Annotated in this window: 15 protein-coding genes and 2 riboswitches; of the genes, 6 read left to right on the top strand and 9 right to left on the bottom strand. The window is 28.8% G+C overall.

Annotated elements, in window-relative coordinates; genetic code table 11:
- Positions 1-8: 8 nt before the first annotated feature.
- The 3 genes from R4I97_RS05005 (at position 9) to R4I97_RS04995 (ending at position 2,781) form a co-directional block, all read left to right on the top strand.
- Positions 9-1,340: a 6-phospho-beta-glucosidase gene (locus tag R4I97_RS05005; RefSeq protein ID WP_335783982.1), complete on the top strand. Its 1,332-nt coding sequence runs from the start codon at positions 9-11 to the stop codon at positions 1,338-1,340.
- Positions 1,341-1,360: 20 nt separating this feature from the next.
- The gene (locus R4I97_RS05000) at positions 1,361-1,681 is read left to right on the top strand and encodes a PTS lactose/cellobiose transporter subunit IIA (protein ID WP_335783981.1); all 321 of its coding nucleotides are present in this window, start codon (positions 1,361-1,363) and stop codon (positions 1,679-1,681) included.
- Positions 1,682-1,767: 86 nt separating this feature from the next.
- Entirely contained in the window at positions 1,768-2,781 is a 1,014-nt protein-coding gene (locus R4I97_RS04995; protein WP_335783980.1) for an alpha-hydroxy-acid oxidizing protein, read from the top strand.
- Between the two features lie 133 nt (positions 2,782-2,914).
- Here R4I97_RS04995 and R4I97_RS04990 read toward each other — a convergent pair whose 3' ends face one another.
- Together R4I97_RS04990 and R4I97_RS04985 are read right to left on the bottom strand one after the other, a co-directional pair.
- Positions 2,915-4,273, bottom strand: coding sequence for an 8-oxoguanine deaminase (locus tag R4I97_RS04990; RefSeq protein ID WP_335783979.1), 1,359 nt, complete (start codon positions 4,271-4,273; stop codon positions 2,915-2,917).
- A 20-nt stretch (positions 4,274-4,293) separates the two neighbouring features.
- Positions 4,294-4,389, bottom strand: a riboswitch (purine riboswitch).
- A gap of 184 nt (positions 4,390-4,573) precedes the next feature.
- Positions 4,574-5,935: an 8-oxoguanine deaminase gene (locus tag R4I97_RS04985; protein WP_335783978.1), complete on the bottom strand. Its 1,362-nt coding sequence runs from the start codon at positions 5,933-5,935 to the stop codon at positions 4,574-4,576.
- 23 nt (positions 5,936-5,958) lie between these two features.
- Positions 5,959-6,056: riboswitch (purine riboswitch) on the bottom strand.
- Between the two features lie 321 nt (positions 6,057-6,377).
- On the opposite strand from R4I97_RS04985, the gene R4I97_RS04980 reads away from it, so the two are divergent.
- Together R4I97_RS04980 and R4I97_RS04975 are read left to right on the top strand one after the other, a co-directional pair.
- Entirely contained in the window at positions 6,378-7,133 is a 756-nt protein-coding gene (locus R4I97_RS04980; RefSeq protein ID WP_335783977.1) for a hypothetical protein, read from the top strand.
- A 20-nt stretch (positions 7,134-7,153) separates the two neighbouring features.
- A complete protein-coding gene (locus R4I97_RS04975) occupies positions 7,154-7,780 on the top strand; it encodes an MBL fold metallo-hydrolase (RefSeq protein WP_335783976.1) in 627 nt (208 codons plus the stop codon).
- 770 nt (positions 7,781-8,550) lie between these two features.
- Here the strand turns inward: R4I97_RS04975 and R4I97_RS04970 are convergent.
- From R4I97_RS04970 to R4I97_RS04955, 4 genes are read right to left on the bottom strand one after another with little or no spacing between them, the layout of a single operon-like run.
- Entirely contained in the window at positions 8,551-9,753 is a 1,203-nt protein-coding gene (locus R4I97_RS04970) for a spermidine/putrescine ABC transporter substrate-binding protein (RefSeq protein ID WP_335783975.1), read from the bottom strand.
- Positions 9,754-9,777: 24 nt separating this feature from the next.
- Positions 9,778-10,590, bottom strand: a complete 813-nt coding sequence (locus tag R4I97_RS04965; RefSeq protein ID WP_335783974.1) for an ABC transporter permease — start codon at positions 10,588-10,590, stop codon at positions 9,778-9,780.
- Positions 10,587-11,402: an ABC transporter permease gene (locus R4I97_RS04960; RefSeq protein ID WP_013244593.1), complete on the bottom strand. Its 816-nt coding sequence runs from the start codon at positions 11,400-11,402 to the stop codon at positions 10,587-10,589. The genes R4I97_RS04965 and R4I97_RS04960 overlap by 4 nt, the downstream gene beginning before the upstream one ends.
- On the bottom strand, positions 11,399-12,457 hold the full coding sequence (locus tag R4I97_RS04955) for an ABC transporter ATP-binding protein (RefSeq protein ID WP_335783973.1): 1,059 nt from the start codon (positions 12,455-12,457) through the stop codon (positions 11,399-11,401). Before R4I97_RS04955 ends, R4I97_RS04960 begins: the two co-directional genes overlap by 4 nt.
- Positions 12,458-12,901: 444 nt before the next feature.
- Between R4I97_RS04955 and R4I97_RS04950 the strand changes: the two genes are divergently transcribed.
- Positions 12,902-13,384 (top strand): LEA type 2 family protein, encoded by a 483-nt coding sequence (locus tag R4I97_RS04950; RefSeq protein WP_335783972.1) that lies wholly within the window; start codon positions 12,902-12,904, stop codon positions 13,382-13,384.
- A gap of 10 nt (positions 13,385-13,394) precedes the next feature.
- Here the strand turns inward: R4I97_RS04950 and R4I97_RS04945 are convergent, their stop codons facing one another.
- The 3 genes from R4I97_RS04945 to R4I97_RS04935 form a co-directional block, all read right to left on the bottom strand.
- Entirely contained in the window at positions 13,395-14,759 is a 1,365-nt protein-coding gene (locus tag R4I97_RS04945) for an MATE family efflux transporter (protein WP_335783971.1), read from the bottom strand.
- 26 nt (positions 14,760-14,785) lie between these two features.
- Complete coding sequence (locus R4I97_RS04940) at positions 14,786-15,229, bottom strand: hypothetical protein (protein ID WP_335783970.1); 444 nt, start codon at positions 15,227-15,229, stop codon at positions 14,786-14,788.
- Between the two features lie 243 nt (positions 15,230-15,472).
- Positions 15,473-16,756: a galactokinase gene (locus tag R4I97_RS04935; RefSeq protein ID WP_335783969.1), complete on the bottom strand. Its 1,284-nt coding sequence runs from the start codon at positions 16,754-16,756 to the stop codon at positions 15,473-15,475.
- Between the last annotated feature and the right edge of the window lie 137 nt (positions 16,757-16,893).

Genomic DNA, 16,893 nt, shown 5'->3' with positions numbered 1-16,893 from the left:
GTATAAATATGTCAAATAAATTAAAAATAGCTACTATTGGAGGAGCTTCTTCATATACTCCTGAAATTATAGAAGGATTTATAAAGAGATACGACAAATTGCCGGTAGATGAACTTTGGCTTGTTGATATAGAACCTTCAAAAGAAAGATTAGAAATAGTAGGAAATCTTTCAAAAAGAATGATAGAAAAAGCAGGATTAAAAGATAAGTTCAAAATATTCACAACTTTAGATAGAAGAGAAGCTATAAAAGATGCAAGCTTCGTAACTACTCAGTTAAGAGTTGGTTTATTAGAGGCAAGAATAAGAGATGAAAGGATACCATTAAGTTATGGAATGATAGGTCAGGAAACTAATGGTGCGGGAGGATTTGCTAAGGCATTAAGAACTATACCTGTTATATTTGATATTTGTAAGGATATAAAAGAATTAGCTCCAAATGCTTATCTTATAAACTTTACTAATCCATCTGGAATAGTTACAGAAGCAGTTTTAAAATATCACCCAGAAATAAAAATGATAGGGCTTTGTAATGTTCCTGTAAACATGAAAAAAAGTGTAGCAGAAATATTGAAAGTTTCTGATGAAGAAATTACTTTTGTTGCCGGAGGAGTAAATCATTTCTTATGGGGAAGAGAAGTAATACATAAAGGTGTTGATAGAACTCAGGAAGTTTTAGAAAAATATTTAGATGGTTTTGAAAATGGTCCTGCTAATATTAATACTGAAATAGCTTGGATAAAAGAACAGGTGCTTGATACTAAAATGATACCTTGTCCTTATCATAGATACTATTATCTTACAGATGAGATGCTTAGAGAAGAATTAGCAGAGTATAGAGATGGAAAAGGTACAAGAGGAGAGCAAGTAAAAGCAATAGAGAAAAAACTATTTGAAATTTATAAAAATCCTGATTTGAATACAAAACCAGAAGAATTAAATAATAGAGGCGGAAAGTATTATTCTGATTCTGCATGCGAGCTTATAAGTTCATTATACAACAATGCAGGTACTGAAATGATAATATCTACAAGAAATAACGGTACTATTGATTGTTTGCCAGATGACTGTGCTGTTGAAATCACTGTTAATGTTTATAAAGATGAATTAAAACCTCTTAAACAAAAGCCTTTCCCTCTTGAAGCGAGAGGATTATTGCAGCTTATGAAAAACTTTGAACAATTAACGGTAGAGGCTGCTGTTCATGGAGATTATGGTAAGGCACTTCAAGCATTAACTATCAATCCATTAGTCGTAAGCGGAAAAGTTGCTAAAACTATCCTCGATGAAATAATAAAACAAAATAAAGAATATTTACCGCAATTTTATAAAAATAAATAATTTATATTAGGAGCTTGATTATGACTGAAGAACAAGAAAAATTTATGGAAGAAAATGTGTTTCCTATTATTAGTTTAGCAGGAGAAAGTAAAAGTTTGGCTTATGAAGCTTTGAGACTCGCTAAAGAAAAAAAATTCGATGAAGCAGAAGAAAAAATGAAAGAAGCAGATGCTATCATTTTAAAATCTCATGAGTTTCAAACAAACCTTATAACAAGAGAAGCAGATGGTGAGAAAATAGAAATTACTATGCTTTTTGTACATGCCCAAGATCATTTAATGACTGCTATGAGCGAAAAAAATCTCATAAAAGAAATGATTGATATATTAAAACAAAAATAATTTTTTTAATTAAAGAACTATTTTATTTATTTTTTTATTCAATATTATATAATTATAAAATATAGTTTTAATTAAAGGAATTTTTTATGACATATAAAGAGATTATAGAAGTTGCAAAAGACTGCATGGGTTTTTGTAAGGCTTGTGCTACATGTAATGGCAGAGTATGCAGAGACTGTATGCCAGGACCAGGCGCCAAAGGAATTGGAGATGTTGCCATTAGAAACTATGACAAATGGAGAGATATAAGACTTAATATGGATACAATATCTTCAAATGAAGATGTTGATACTTCTTTTGAGTTATTCGGAAAAAAATTTAAGTATCCTATATTTGCTGGCCCTGTTGGAGCAGTTCAGCTTCATTATGGGAAAAAATACACTGAAGAAGAATATAATGATATATTAGTAAAATCATGCAATGAAGCAGAAATCGCCGCATTTACTGGTGATGGAACTAATCCTAATGTAATGATAGCTGCTACTACTATGATAAAAAAACAAAATGGTATAGGTATCCCTACTGTAAAGCCTTGGAATATGGATGTTATAAAAGAAAAAATGAAGTTGGTTGCAGATTCTAATGCATTTGCTGTTGCTATGGACGTTGATGCTGCTGGGCTGCCTTTTTTGAAAAACCTCACTCCAAAAGCTGGAAGTAAAACAGTTGATGAATTAAGACAAATAAAAGAAATTGCTAATAGGCCGTTTATAATAAAAGGAATAATGACTGTTAAAGGGGCTAAAAAGGCTGTTGAGGCTGGAGCTGATGCGATAATAGTTTCAAATCATGGAGGAAGAGTACTTGATCAATGTCCTTCTACTGCTGAAGTTTTACCTGAAATTGTTGATGCTGTTAAAGGAAAAATCAAAATATTAGTAGACGGAGGTATTAGAAGCGGTGCTGATGTATTAAAGGCTCTCGCTATTGGTGCTGATGGTGTTGTTATTGCAAGAACTTTTGTTATAGCTGTATATGGCGGGGCAGAAGATGGTGTTAAATCTTACACTGCTCAATTGGGCGCTGAGCTTGAAGATGCTATGACAATGTGCGGTGTTCATAGCCTAAAAGAAATAAACAGAGATATTGTTAGATTTTAATTTTTATATAAAACTAAAAAACAGAAAGGATTAATAATATTCCTTTCTGTTTTTTTATTATAATAACTTTATAAATTATGTACAAAAAAATATATATTGTAAATATTTATTTTTAAACATATTTTTACATAATTTATATTATAGACAAATATTTATTTTCTGTTTCATCTGCAAGTTTGTACATTTTCTCTTCATCTACGCTTATTAGTTTTCCTTTCTCAACAACAACTTTTCCATTAACTATAGTATAATCAACAGAGCCTTTCCAGCCTATAGTACCAAATAAAGATTTAGGGTCAAAGTTAGCACCAACCATCTCTAATCTTCTCATATCTATCATAAACAAATCAGCTGCCTTACCCACTTCCAAACTTCCTATATCATCACGTCCTAAAACTTTAGCTCCTCCATTAGTAGCAATTTTTAATATATCATAAGCTGAAGGAGCTTTATCGCTTGAATTAAGTCTATGAAGTAAATAACAAACTCTCATCTCTTCAAGCAAACTAGAACCGTCATTACTTGCACTTCCATCGACAGCAAGTCCAACAGGTACTCCTAATTCAAGCATTTCAGGTATTTTGCAAACTCCAGAACTTAACTTCATGTTTGATATAGGACAATGAGCTACTCCTGTTTTTGTATCAGCCAAATATTTTAACTCTTTATCATTAAAGTGAATACCATGTGCATACCATACATCTTCACCAACCCAACCCAATGTTTCCATATATTCTAAAGGACGCATATTAAATTTTTCTCTTACAAATACTTCTTCATCTTTAGTTTCACATAAATGTGTATGAAGTCTAACTTTCAAATCTCTTGCTAATACTGCAGATTGCTTCATTAACTCTCCAGTTACATTAAAAGGAGCACAAGGAGCTAATGCTACCATACTCATAGAATATCTTGATGGGTCATGATATTTTTTTACTACTCTCTCGCAATCTTTTAAAATTTCATCTAATGACTGAACAACTGAATCAGGAGGAAGTCCGCCGTCTTTTTTGCTTAAATCCATACTTCCTCTTGAAGCATACATTCTTATTCCTAAATCTTTAGCTGCTCTAAATTGAGAATCTAAAAGCATTTCTGAGTTTTTTTGCGGAAATAAATAATGATGGTCAAAGCAAGTAGTACAGCCTGTTTTTAATAACTCTCCCATTGCTGTAATAGAGCTATAATAAACAACATCATGATTTAAGTTTTTCCAAATTTCATAGAGATTTGTAAGCCATTCAAATAATTCCATATTCTGTACTTGAGGAAGGTTTCTTGTAAATATTTGAAATAAATGATGATGTGTATTAATAAGCCCCGGATATACAAAACAGCCTGAAGCATCAATTATTTTATCAGCTTTTTTTTCTTCTTTACCAATATAAGTAATAACACCATTTTCTATCAAAATATTACTATTACTATGAACTGCATCATTATCATCACAAGTAACTATTGAAGAAGCATTTTTGATAAAAACACTTGACATATATTTTATACCTCCAATTGATTTAAGATAAGGCAACTTATAGTCAATTATTGAGGTAATTGGTAGAAACGTTCAGCCTATTATGAACTTATATAAGTATGTAAAACTGCCTAAATGATATTATAAAAGATTTCTGTTTTATGTCAATTAAGATTATTAAAATTTACATTATTAAATAATTAGATTTAGTTTATTTTTCTAAATATATTGAGTTATTAATATATAAAAAAGCACAGCCTTAAATATTAAAACTGTGCTTATTATTATATATGAGAAATTGTTGGATAATAAATACTTTTATTATTTAGATTTATCTAAATATTTATTTTCAATATCATCTGCAAGTCTGTACATCTTTTCTTCATCTATAGTAATTAGTCTTCCTTTTTCAACAACCACTTTTCCATTAACTATAGTATAATCAACATTTCCTTTCCAGCCTATAGTACCGAATAACGATTTAGGGTCAAAGTTAGCACCAACCATCTCTAATCTTCTCATATCTATCATAAATAAATCAGCTGCCTTACCCACTTCCAAACTTCCTATATCGTCACGGCCTAAAACTCTTGCACTTCCATTAGTAGCAATTTTTAATATATCATAAGCTGAAGGAGCTTTATCGCTTGAATTAAGTCTATGAAGTAAATAACAAACTCTCATCTCTTCAAGCAAACTAGATCCGTCATTACTTGCACTTCCATCAACAGCAAGTCCAACAGGTACTCCTAATTCAAGCATTTCAGGTATTTTGCAAACTCCAGAACTTAACTTCATGTTTGATATAGGACAATGTGCTACTCCTGTTTGAGTATCAGCTAAAAATTTTAATTCTTTTTCATTGAAGTGAATACCATGAGCATACCAAACATCATTACCAACCCAGCCTAAAGATTCCATATATTCCAAAGGACGCATATTAAATTTTTCTTTAACATATCTTTCTTCATCTTTAGTTTCACATAAATGTGTATGAAGTCTTACTTTTAAATCTCTTGCTAATATTGCAGATTGCTTTAATAATTCTTCTGTAACGCTAAAAGGTGAGCAAGGAGCCAATGCCACCATATTCATAGAATAGCGTGAAGAATCATGGTATTTTTCCACTGCTTTTTGGCAATCTTTTAAAATTTCATCTAATGACTGAACAACAGAATCAGGAGGAAGTCCGCCGTCTTTTTTGCTTAAATCCATACTTCCTCTTGAAGCATACATTCTTATTCCTAAATCTTTAGCAGCAGCAAACTGAGAATCTAATAATGTTTCAGAGTTATTACTTGGAAACACATAATGATGATCAAAACAAGTAGTACAGCCTGTTTTTAATAATTCACCCATTGCAGCAATAGAACTATAATAAACAACATCATTATTTATATTTTTCCAAATTTCGTATAAAGTTCTAAGCCAGTCAAATAATTCCATGTTTTGTACTTGAGGCAGATTTCTACTGAATATTTGATACAAATGATGATGTGTATTGATAAGTCCGGGATACATAAAGCAGCCTGAAGCATCAATAACTTTATCAGCTTTTTTTTCTTCTTTGCCAATATAGGTTATAACTTCATTTTCTATTAGTAGATTAGTGTAGTTATGAACCGTATCATTGTTATCGCAAGTAACTATAGAAGAAATATTTTTGATAAAAATACTTGACATATTTTTATTCCTCCATTTATTTTTATGATGATATAAAAACTTATAGTCAATTATTTTTTGGTAATTGGTAGAGCGTTCAACCGTATTATGAACTTATATAAGTATAAAATATTTTGATTTTACATAGTATAATACTTTTTTATTATATGTCAATTAAATATAATAAATTTTATTTACATCCCCCACCCTATATATTTTTTGCTTCATTTTTAAATAATAAATAAACTTTTTCTTATTGTTTCATTAAAAAATGCAAAACCCGCCCAAGCTTTTATTAGTTATTATAATTATGTTTAACGCACGGTAGATATATTTTATTTATAAAAAAAATTATCATTATTAATCAACTTATATATTAAAACACACTCTGCGTGCGGTAATGGAGTAAATATTTTTCTATTTTGTATATTGAAATTTGTACTATTAAGTTTATTATATAGCAATGAAAAAATTAATAATTATTTTTGCAGTATTTACATTTAATATTCTAAATGCACAATATTACTCATATACAAACATAAAAAATTTACCTAAAAATGAATATTTTACCTACAAAGGAATATCTTCAAAAAAAGATAAAGCAATAATTATATACACAGAAACCTCTATTGATAAAAATTACTGGAATATAAAAGAAACTTATATTAGAGGAAATGTAACAAATAAATTAAAAGACCCTTTTAAATTAAAAGAAAGTTTTTTAACTAATGTAAGAAAGTCAGAAACTTACTCCACAATAGATTTAAAAAATATGCGTACAGTTTATGCTAAAAACATAGATTATTATGAGTTTGGAAATACTGAATATACATTTGATATAAGAAATAAAATAAATTATGCAAATAATTCTGGAAGTTTAGCAATATTTTCTATGTATGGAATATATCAAATTGCAAGGGCTTATCCAATAGGTTCTACCAATCAAATGAGTATCATTATGCCAACATCAAGCCCAGACAGTAAAATTAGAGCCTATGTTGTATATAATGGAATAAAAAAAATAGACGTTAATAATAATCAAAAAAATGCTTATGAGATGGAAGTAAAAATTGAAGGCATACCTTTTTCTATATTCCTTCCAAAAATGGGAGCATATATAGAAGAAAATGATGATTCAAGAAAAATAATAAAATATAATTCTATTACTGGAATGTTTGATAATATAGATATATATTTAACTGATTATAAATCTAAATAAAAAAATTATGGAGTAAAATAATGAGTGAATTAAAAGTAAGCTGTATTAATACAAATATGTATGGAATGAACTCTTATATAGTTTCTGTAGAAGATGAAGCTATTATAATAGATATTGCTAAACTCTCATTTGGATATGATGATTATACAAAACTATTAGAAGGCAAAAAACTTATTAATGTATTATTTACACATGGGCACTTTGACCATATGTCTGGTGCTGATGATATAAGAACTATTTATAAAGATACAAAACATGCTGTACATAAAGATGATTATGACTTCTTTCAAGATGCTGAATTAAATGCAAGCGGATATTTTGGAAAAGGAATTAAATGCCAAAGTCCAGAAATAAAGTTTAATGATGGGGATACTTTCAAATTAAAAGACAAAGAGTTTAAGGTAATACATACTCCAGGGCACACAAAAGGAGGAGTTTGCTATTATACAGAAGGTCATTTATTTTGCGGAGATACTATATTTGCTTATGGAATAGGAAGATACGATTTAGCTACAGGAAATTATGCAGAGCTTGAAAACAGCATAACAAATATTATATACAAACTTCCAGATGATACGTTACTTTATCCAGGTCATGATGCTTATGGATTTAAGTTATCGCAAAGAAAGAAGATGGGCATAATGTGATTTAATAAGGACACACTTCTATCTAATATTTTATATATATTATTAACATATAGAATAACAATACTTGCACTTTTTGCAACTTTTTGCGGCGGGAAAAAGTTGATAAAAAATAATAGTTTTAATATGCACTAATAATTTTTAACTTTTTTATTTTAATTATTTGCAGGGCTTTGCCCCGCACCCCACTTCTTTTGGTGACCCAAAGAAGCAAAAGGACTGCATTTCTTAAACTAAAATACAGGTATTATCTTATATTTTATTTTATTTATATTCCAAACATATAAAATTAAAGTATTTGCACTTTCGCAAAGCGTGCCCGAAGGTCGAAAACTTTTACGAAGTCCGCACCGCGACCGAAAGAAGTGCCTGCGACTGAAAGAAGTATCTTTAGGTATTGGTACGAAGGCGGGAAAAAGTTGAATAAAATAAACTTATATAACAAAATATAGTTGTTTCTTATAAAGATATACTAAATTTTTTTAAGTTCCTAAAAAATATATTTTTTATTTTAATATTTGCGGGGACTAGCCCCTTGCGAAGCACACACCGTGCAGCACCCCCAGTTCTTTTGCGACCGTAGGAAGTGCCTTCGGTATTGGCACAAAGAACCAAAAAGACTGCAATTTTACACACTAAAATCATAATTTATACAATATATAATAATTAATCTTTGTGAATAGATTTTAAAATAGTTATATTTATAAAATAAAAATGCAATAAAAAAGCATGTACATCAAAATACATGCTTTTGTTTTCTATGAAAATAATTATTAATTTTCTCTTCTCTTCTTCTTTCTCAAGACTATTATAGCTACACATAAAGCTACAACTACAATCAAAGATATAGGAACAACCCAACCGCCGTAAGTTGAATCATCTGATAATATCTCATTCCAAAGCTCTTCCATAAGTAAGTTTGTTTCATCTGGTAATGTTATATAAACTTCGCAATTGTCAAGAACTTCTGCTGGAGGATATATTAAAGGATTATTTTTTACCTCTTCGCTCATAATCTCTATAGCAGCATTATTAGGAGAGCCGTAATTAATATATTCTATATTAGCTAAAGCAACTTCTGCCTCGCATAAGAAATTTATATAAAGCTCAGCAGCCTCAACATTTTGAGCATTTGAAGGTATACATATAGCATCTACAAATAAATTAGCTCCCTTCTCTGGTATAACAAATTTTAAATCAGGATTATTGTCTATCATAGAAAGAGAATCTCCAGCATAATAAACCCCTATAGCAGCTTCTCCTGATTCCATTTTGTCATATATTTCGTCCATTACATAAGCCTGAACTAAAGGTTTTTGCTCTTTTAATATTCTTGCAGTCTCTCTTAATTCCATTTCATTAGTAGTGTTTAATGAATAATTTAAATAAGCCTGTGCTACTCCAAAAGCATCTCTTGGATTATAATACATAAGTATTTGACCTTTATATTTATCATTAAAAAGTATATTCCAATCTACTATATCTTCTGTTACTTTTTTTGTATTATATATTATTCCATTTACTCCCCAAGTATATGCTATAGAATATTCGCCTGTTGGGTCATAGAGTTGTTTATAAAATCTGCTATCTATATTTTTTGCAGCTGGTATATTATTGAAATTTATCTTTTGTACAAGTTTTTCTTTTATCAATTTTGCTATCATATAATCTGAAGGTATTATTATATCATAAGCAATACCTCCAACTTTTAATTTTACATAAAGCTCTTCATTTGAAGCAAAAGTTGAATAATTTACTTTTATACCTGTAAGCTCTTCAAACTCTTTATTAATATCCATAGATTCATCAGAACCATCAGATATATACTCACCCCAGTTGTATACGTTTAAAGACATATTTTTATCTTTAAACTTCTGATAATAATTTAAATCGAGCTTGCTAGTATCAAGTGTCTGTGCATTCAATGAATAAAAACACATAGAAACTAATGCAAAACTAAAAAATAATTTTTTCATTTTTTGTTATTCTCCTTTTAACTATTAATTATTTTTATTAAATTTTCTTTTGAGCTGCGTTAAATATTTTTCTTTCTTTATCTCTTTAATATTAATAACTACTAAAGTGATAAGTACTATAGTAAATATTACAGTAGATATAGCATTAATTTCCGGACTTACCCTTTTTCTAGTCATAGAATAAATTGTTATAGGAAGAGTTTGCGAAGTGATTCCAGAAGTAAAATAACTAACAACAAAATCATCTAAAGAATAAGTGAGTGCCATTAAAAAACCTGCTATAATACCTGGAAATATATCAGGAATTACAACCTTCCAAAAAGCTAAAGTTGGAGTGCATCCCAAATCTAATGCCGCTTCATATAAACTGCTGTCTTGCTGTCTTAATTTTGGAAGAACATTCAATATTACATAAGGTATATTAAAAGTAATATGAGCAAGTATCAAAGTTGTAAAGCCGAATTTTAATTTCATTATTACAAATAAAAGCATTAATGAAACACCAGTTACTATTTCAGGGTTAATTATAGATATGTATGTAACCCCCATAATAGCACTTTTCACTTTTTTGTTAAAAGAACTTATTCCAATAGCAGCCATAGTTCCTATAATTGTAGCAAGTACAGATGAAACAGCAGCTACTATAATTGTGTTTAAAAAAGAAGTTAATATCAAATCATTTGAAAAAAGTCTATTATACCATTCTAAAGTAAACCCTGTAAAAACACCTCGTCCTCTTGCTTTATTGAAAGAGAAAAATATTAATATAGCTATAGGAGCATATAAAAATAAAAATATAAAAGCAATATATGTTCTAGAGAGTATTTTTTTTATCATAATAGCATACCCTCCACATCGTCATCATCATCAATTTGCTGCATAAGAAGTATAGCACATAATGAAATCACTATTAAAACCAAACTAATAGCAGAACCCAAATTAGGATTATAAGACATTCCTAAAAATTGCATCTCTATCAAATCACCTATAAGTATGTTTGAACCACCACCAAGCATACGAGAAATTACAAATGTACTTACTGCTGCAACAAATACCATAGTAACACCAGAAGCCATACCAGGCAAACTTAAAGGAAAAACAACTTTTGTAAATACATTAAAAGAATTAGCACCCAAATCTTGAGAAGCCTCTATTAAACTTTTATGTATCTTTGTCATTACAGAATATAGAGGAAGTATCATAAAAGGCAAATAGTTATATATCATTCCTATAAGCACAGCCCATTGAGTGTTTATAAGTTTTACAGGTGAAAGTCCGAAAAAAATTAAAGCCTTGTTAATTAAACCATTTTGTTCTAATATAGTCATCCAAGCATAAGTTCTCAATAAAAAGTTCATCCACATAGGAAGCATTACAAGCATTATTAAAGCATGCTGAACTGTTTTGTTTTGTCTTGATATATAATAAGATAATGGATAAGCAAGTATCAAACATACCAAAGTAGACACAAAAGCAAGCATAACAGAACGCATTATAACAGGGGCAAATGTAGAAACATCTGCAAAATTTTTTATAGTAAAATCGCCTCTCTGATTAGTAAAAGCAAAATATATAACCAAAACCAAAGGTACTAATATAAAAACTAAAGTCCAAATAAGATAAGGTATAGCAGGTATTTTTGTTTTCATAAAAGTACCTCCTCTTCCTCTCTTTTCATTATATGAATATTTTCTTTAGCCACATCAATGCCAATCTCTGTACCAGCTTCCCATTTTTCTGTAGAATGTATAATCCATTTATAACCATGAGCATCGAGTATCATCTCATAATGAACACCTTTAAATATAGCAGATTCCACAAGTCCAGATATATTAGCATCTTCTGCAGGAACTACTATTATATCTTCAGGGCGAATAACAACATCAACTTTCTCTAACTTTTCAAAACCCTTATCAACACAATTAAATACATAACCAGCAAACTCAACCAAATAATCTTCATGCATAATACCATCTATAATATTGCTCTCTCCAATAAAATCTGCTATGAATGCATTTTTTGGTTCATTGTATATATCCTGCGGAGTGCCAATCTGAAGTATCTCTCCGTCTTTCATAACTGCCACTGTATCGCTCATAGTTAAAGCTTCTTCTTGGTCATGAGTAACATATACAAAAGTAATCTCTAATGACTGCTGAATTTTTTTAAGCTCTATTTGCATCTCTTTTCTAAGTTTTAAATCCAACGCCCCCAAAGGCTCATCAAGAAGTAAAACTCTAGGCTTGTTTATTAAGGCCCTTGCAATAGCTACCCTCTGCTGCTGACCGCCTGATAAATTATTGATATTTCTATTTCCATAATTCTCTAAGTTCACCATCTTTAGCATTTGATGAACTCTATCTTTAATTTCTGCTTTAGGAACCTTTTTGAGATTAAGACCAAAAGCAATATTTTCAAACACATTAAGATGCGGAAACAAAGCATATCTTTGAAAAACAGTATTTACTTCCCTTTTGTATGGCTGAGTATTATTTATCACCTTGCCGTCAAATAATACCTCTCCAGAATCTGGCTTAACAAAACCAGCTATAGTTCTAAGTATAGTTGTTTTACCGCAGCCTGAAGGTCCTAAGAGAGTGAGAAACTCTTTGTCTTTTATGTCTAAATTGAGATTTTCAAGTATGGTATTTTCACCATAAGATACATTGATATTTTTTAAAGATACGATAATATTATCGCCCATCACACGACCCCCTATGCGTATATTTACAATAGCCTCCGTAAAATTACGTATATACATGTTAACGTATAAAACGCAGTTTACTCGTCGCTTACCCGCATAGGGTTTTTTTCGTTCTAGCTAATTATAATTAATAATAAGCCTTTCTTAGTCAACAGATACACCTGCAAAGAATATCCATTACTCGAGCTATTGCATTATTTTTTTAATGAAACTCAATATAATACAAATAAAAATAATGTCAATACTATAATAATAAAATTTTATTAACTTTTTTAAGTATAGTAAAAATTTTTATTAAATATTATTAACATATCATAAAAAATAAATTTAAATATGAAATCTTAATATACAAAAGTTGCAATACTATTATAAATTATATATAATTTAATAAAAATAGATTTTTTAAGCTGAATAACAAAAAATGAATATAAGGAAGTTCAATCTATGAAAAAAATCTCTATCGTATTAATATCTTTATTATTTATATTATCTTCATGCGAAACATTACAAAATACAGCAAAAGAAATTACAAGAGAATATATAGAAGAAAATAAACCAGATATAAAAGTAAAAGAAGCTTCTATTGCCAGCATAACTTTTAAAGATATTACTTTAGATGTGCTTCTAAATATAAAAAATAATTTTCCTTTTGAACTTCCATTAGATAGAATAGATGTAGAATTAATCAATTCAGACAATAAAGTCTTTGCAACTGCTAATACTGTTCAAACTCTAAAAATACCTTCAAAACAATCAGAAGATATTGATATGGAGTTTAATGCTAAATATATTGATGTATTTACTACAGCCTTTGGAAGCATAAAAAATAAAAGCTTTAATTGTACTGCTAAAATTACTTTAACTTTTACAATACAAAATATGAAATTCCAAATACCTTATACTAAAAAATTAATCTTTATAGAATAAAGTATTATTATTATTCTCGTGTAATATTTGAGTTTTTCTGCCATTTATTAGATTTATAATAATATAAACTAAACAAAGTATTTATTATATAGCAAATACCCATAGATGCCCATATACCAACAAGTGCAAACTTTCCTGATAATGCATAAGCTAATATAGTTCTTAAAATAAGCGTAGTAGAAGTGCTAAAAATCATTATTACTATAGTTTTGCCAGCTCCATTAATTACACCATTGCATACAAACATAATAGAATAAAATATAAATATAGGCATTATAGTATAAATATAGCTTTTAGAATATTCAAAAACTTCTAAATCTTTTGTAAACATATTAATTAGCAAGTGAGGATTAAGTATAGAAAATATGCTCATCACAGAAGAGATAATAATGCCAATAACAATGCCATTTTTAAAAATTTCTTTTACTCTGTCTAATTTATTAGCTCCAATGTTTTGTGCAGACATTGTCATAACAGCATTTCCCAAAGCTCCTATAGGCATAATAAATAAGGACTCTACCCTATTTACTATAGCAACCGTAGCACTTGCAGCATCTCCAAAACTGCTTATAAGCCTTGTTATTATAAGCCAGCCGAAAGCTACTATAAATTGATTTGATGAAATTGGAATTGCTAATTTCATTATCTTTTTGGTTATATTAATATCAAATGTAAATATAAAAGGATTAATCCTTATAAAACTATTTTTTATTCTTAAGTATGATGTACTTATTAACACAGAAATACATTGAGATATTACAGTAGCAATAGCAGCCCCCTTAAGCCCCATTGCTGGAATTATAAAAAATCCTTTTATTAATATGGGGTCTAATATAATATTAACAATAGACGATACTATCAAAAATATTAAAGGTCTCACGCTATCGCCAACAGCTCTAAGTATAGAAGATATGAAAAAATAAGAATAAGCAAACGGCAAACCTACTATAGTTATTCTCAAATAAATAACAGCCATACCTAAAGCATCTTTTGGGGTGTTCATTATTATTAATATTTTCTTAGCAAATATAAACATTAATGAACCCACGGTAAAAAGTATAATAACTCCCAAAGTGGTAGATACCTTTATTACATGGCCAACTGTATCATAATCTTTAGCACCATAATATTGAGATACTATAACCCCATTAGCCATATTTACCCCAAAAGCAAAAGAGCCCATCATAAGTGTTATTGGAAAACTCACAGCAACTGCAGAAAGTCCAAGAGGTCCTATAATATTACCTATCCATATACTATCTACTATGTTATAAACAACATTCAATGTGTTTGATAACAGTATTGGTATCAAGAGTGTTATAAGTGTAGAAGAGACTTTTGATTCTGTGAGATCTTTGCCTATATGATTTGACATATAATTATCATAACCTTCAAAATTAATTAATATTTATTAAAAGTACCGCTATATATTTTATCATTCATAATATTTCTTTTCTCCACCAACATAACATTAGCTATATAAATACTCTCATTAAAACTGCTCTTCACAAATTCCATAGTTAAATAATAAGTAACACTATCTCCATTATTGTATACATATTTACTTGCCTCATATACATCATTTCCAAGAATATTCTTATATTCAATATCATATCTATAAAAATCTATAGTAAGATTATATTGATTTTTAAATTGCATAGTACCATCAGAAGCAATTCTTATAATAGAATAACCATGTATATTATCTGTTCCATACAAATACCCAGACCAACCTCCTGTATATGTTCTGCCTGTTGGAAAAAATGAAGAACTGCTTAAATTAATAATACAAGAAGACAAAAATATGCTCAAAAATATTATTAATATTATTATTTTTCTTCTCATACTTTAGTTATCCATATTTAAATATTACAATATAATACTAAAAAATTAAATTTTGTAAAAATATTTTTCGCCCTTTGTTTGCAGCTAATTTTATATCATTTTTTGCTGCAGCTCATACACTGTAATAAGATATTTAAACTATATATTAGTTTATAAAAATATTAACAAAATATAAAATTATTATAAATAATTTATAAAACCTTTTTAATAAGCATAAAAAATCTATAAATATATTATAGTATTTCAAATCTCGCAAACAGGACTTTGTCTTATTCTAATTTTTACAGCAGAACCCTTACCAAATATACTGTCCATAAAATCTGTATACTCTTTTACTCTATCTAATGGTATTAAAGCCTGAATAGTTCCTGCAAAACCTCCGCCATGCACTCTTGAAGCTCCATCACCATGCAAGAAATCTTTAGTCATAGCAATTGCCAAAGCAACCCCCATATTTTTAGAACTTGTAATAGAATAACAATTTTGAAGATACATGAAACTAGAAAGCCCAGATTCATTCATAAGTTCAAGATACTTCTTTATGTTATTTTCTTTTAAAGCATTTATTTGTTCTTCTACTCTTTCATTTTCTGTAATAAAATGATAAGCTCTTAAAAAAGCCCTGTCTCCAATCTCTTTTCTTATGTTTGAAGCATTTTCTAATAACTGTTCTTTTGTAATATCACGGCACACTTCTTTAGAAAAATATCTAGCAACTAAATTCATCTCTTCTCTTATAGCAGCATACTCATTAGTAAGAGAACTATGATCCCCCTTAGCATCAACTATCATAAGAGCATAACCAACCTTTTCAAAATCATATTCCACTTTTTCTAACTTAGGATTATTATTGTCTTTAAAGTCTATAGCCATAATACCGCCAATAGAACAGCCCATCTGATCCATAAGTCCGCAAGGTTTTCCAAAATATTTATTTTCTGAATACTGCCCTATTTTGGCAATATCTGTTTTTTCTATTTTATCTTCGTTATAAAGAGAATTTATTATCTCGCCAACTAAAGATTCAAAACTTGCAGAAGAGCTAAGGCCGCTTCCCATCAAAACTTTATTTGAAATAGAAGCAGTAAAACCTCCTAATTTATATCCCATTTCTTTTATACGCGCACATACGCCTCTAATCAAAGCACTAGATTTACCATATTCATTTTTATTAATATTTAATTCATTTATATTTATATAGTTAGGATTATCAGAATAATCAGTATAAATAACTATTTTTTCATCATTTCTTTTTGATACTACCGCTAATTTATCTAAATTAATTGAAGCTGTCAATACACAACCATTATTATGATCTGTATGATTCCCAGATAATTCTGTCCTTCCTGAAGCACTAAATATATGAACATCTTCACTATTATCTATAGTTTTAAAATGATTTAATGCAGAAGTTAATCTCAAATATGCTTCCTTAATAGTTTTATCATCATTGCCATATATATTAGAAAATTGCTCATCAAGCTTACTGTTCTTTAATAATTCTTCTAATTGTGATATTTTATACATAAATTAACCCTCATAAAAGTTTATAGTTATATAATAATATTTTTTTATCAAAAATCAAATTAATATGTAATAAAAAAGTTATATTAATATTTTTATTAATAGTATTTTAATAAATGTATTGATTATTTTTAATAATA

The organism is Brachyspira pilosicoli (assembly GCF_036997485.1).
Taxonomy (GTDB): domain Bacteria; phylum Spirochaetota; class Brachyspiria; order Brachyspirales; family Brachyspiraceae; genus Brachyspira; species Brachyspira pilosicoli_C.
Note: the sequence above shows the minus strand (reverse complement) of the source record. Positions and strands in the feature narration are given on the sequence as shown.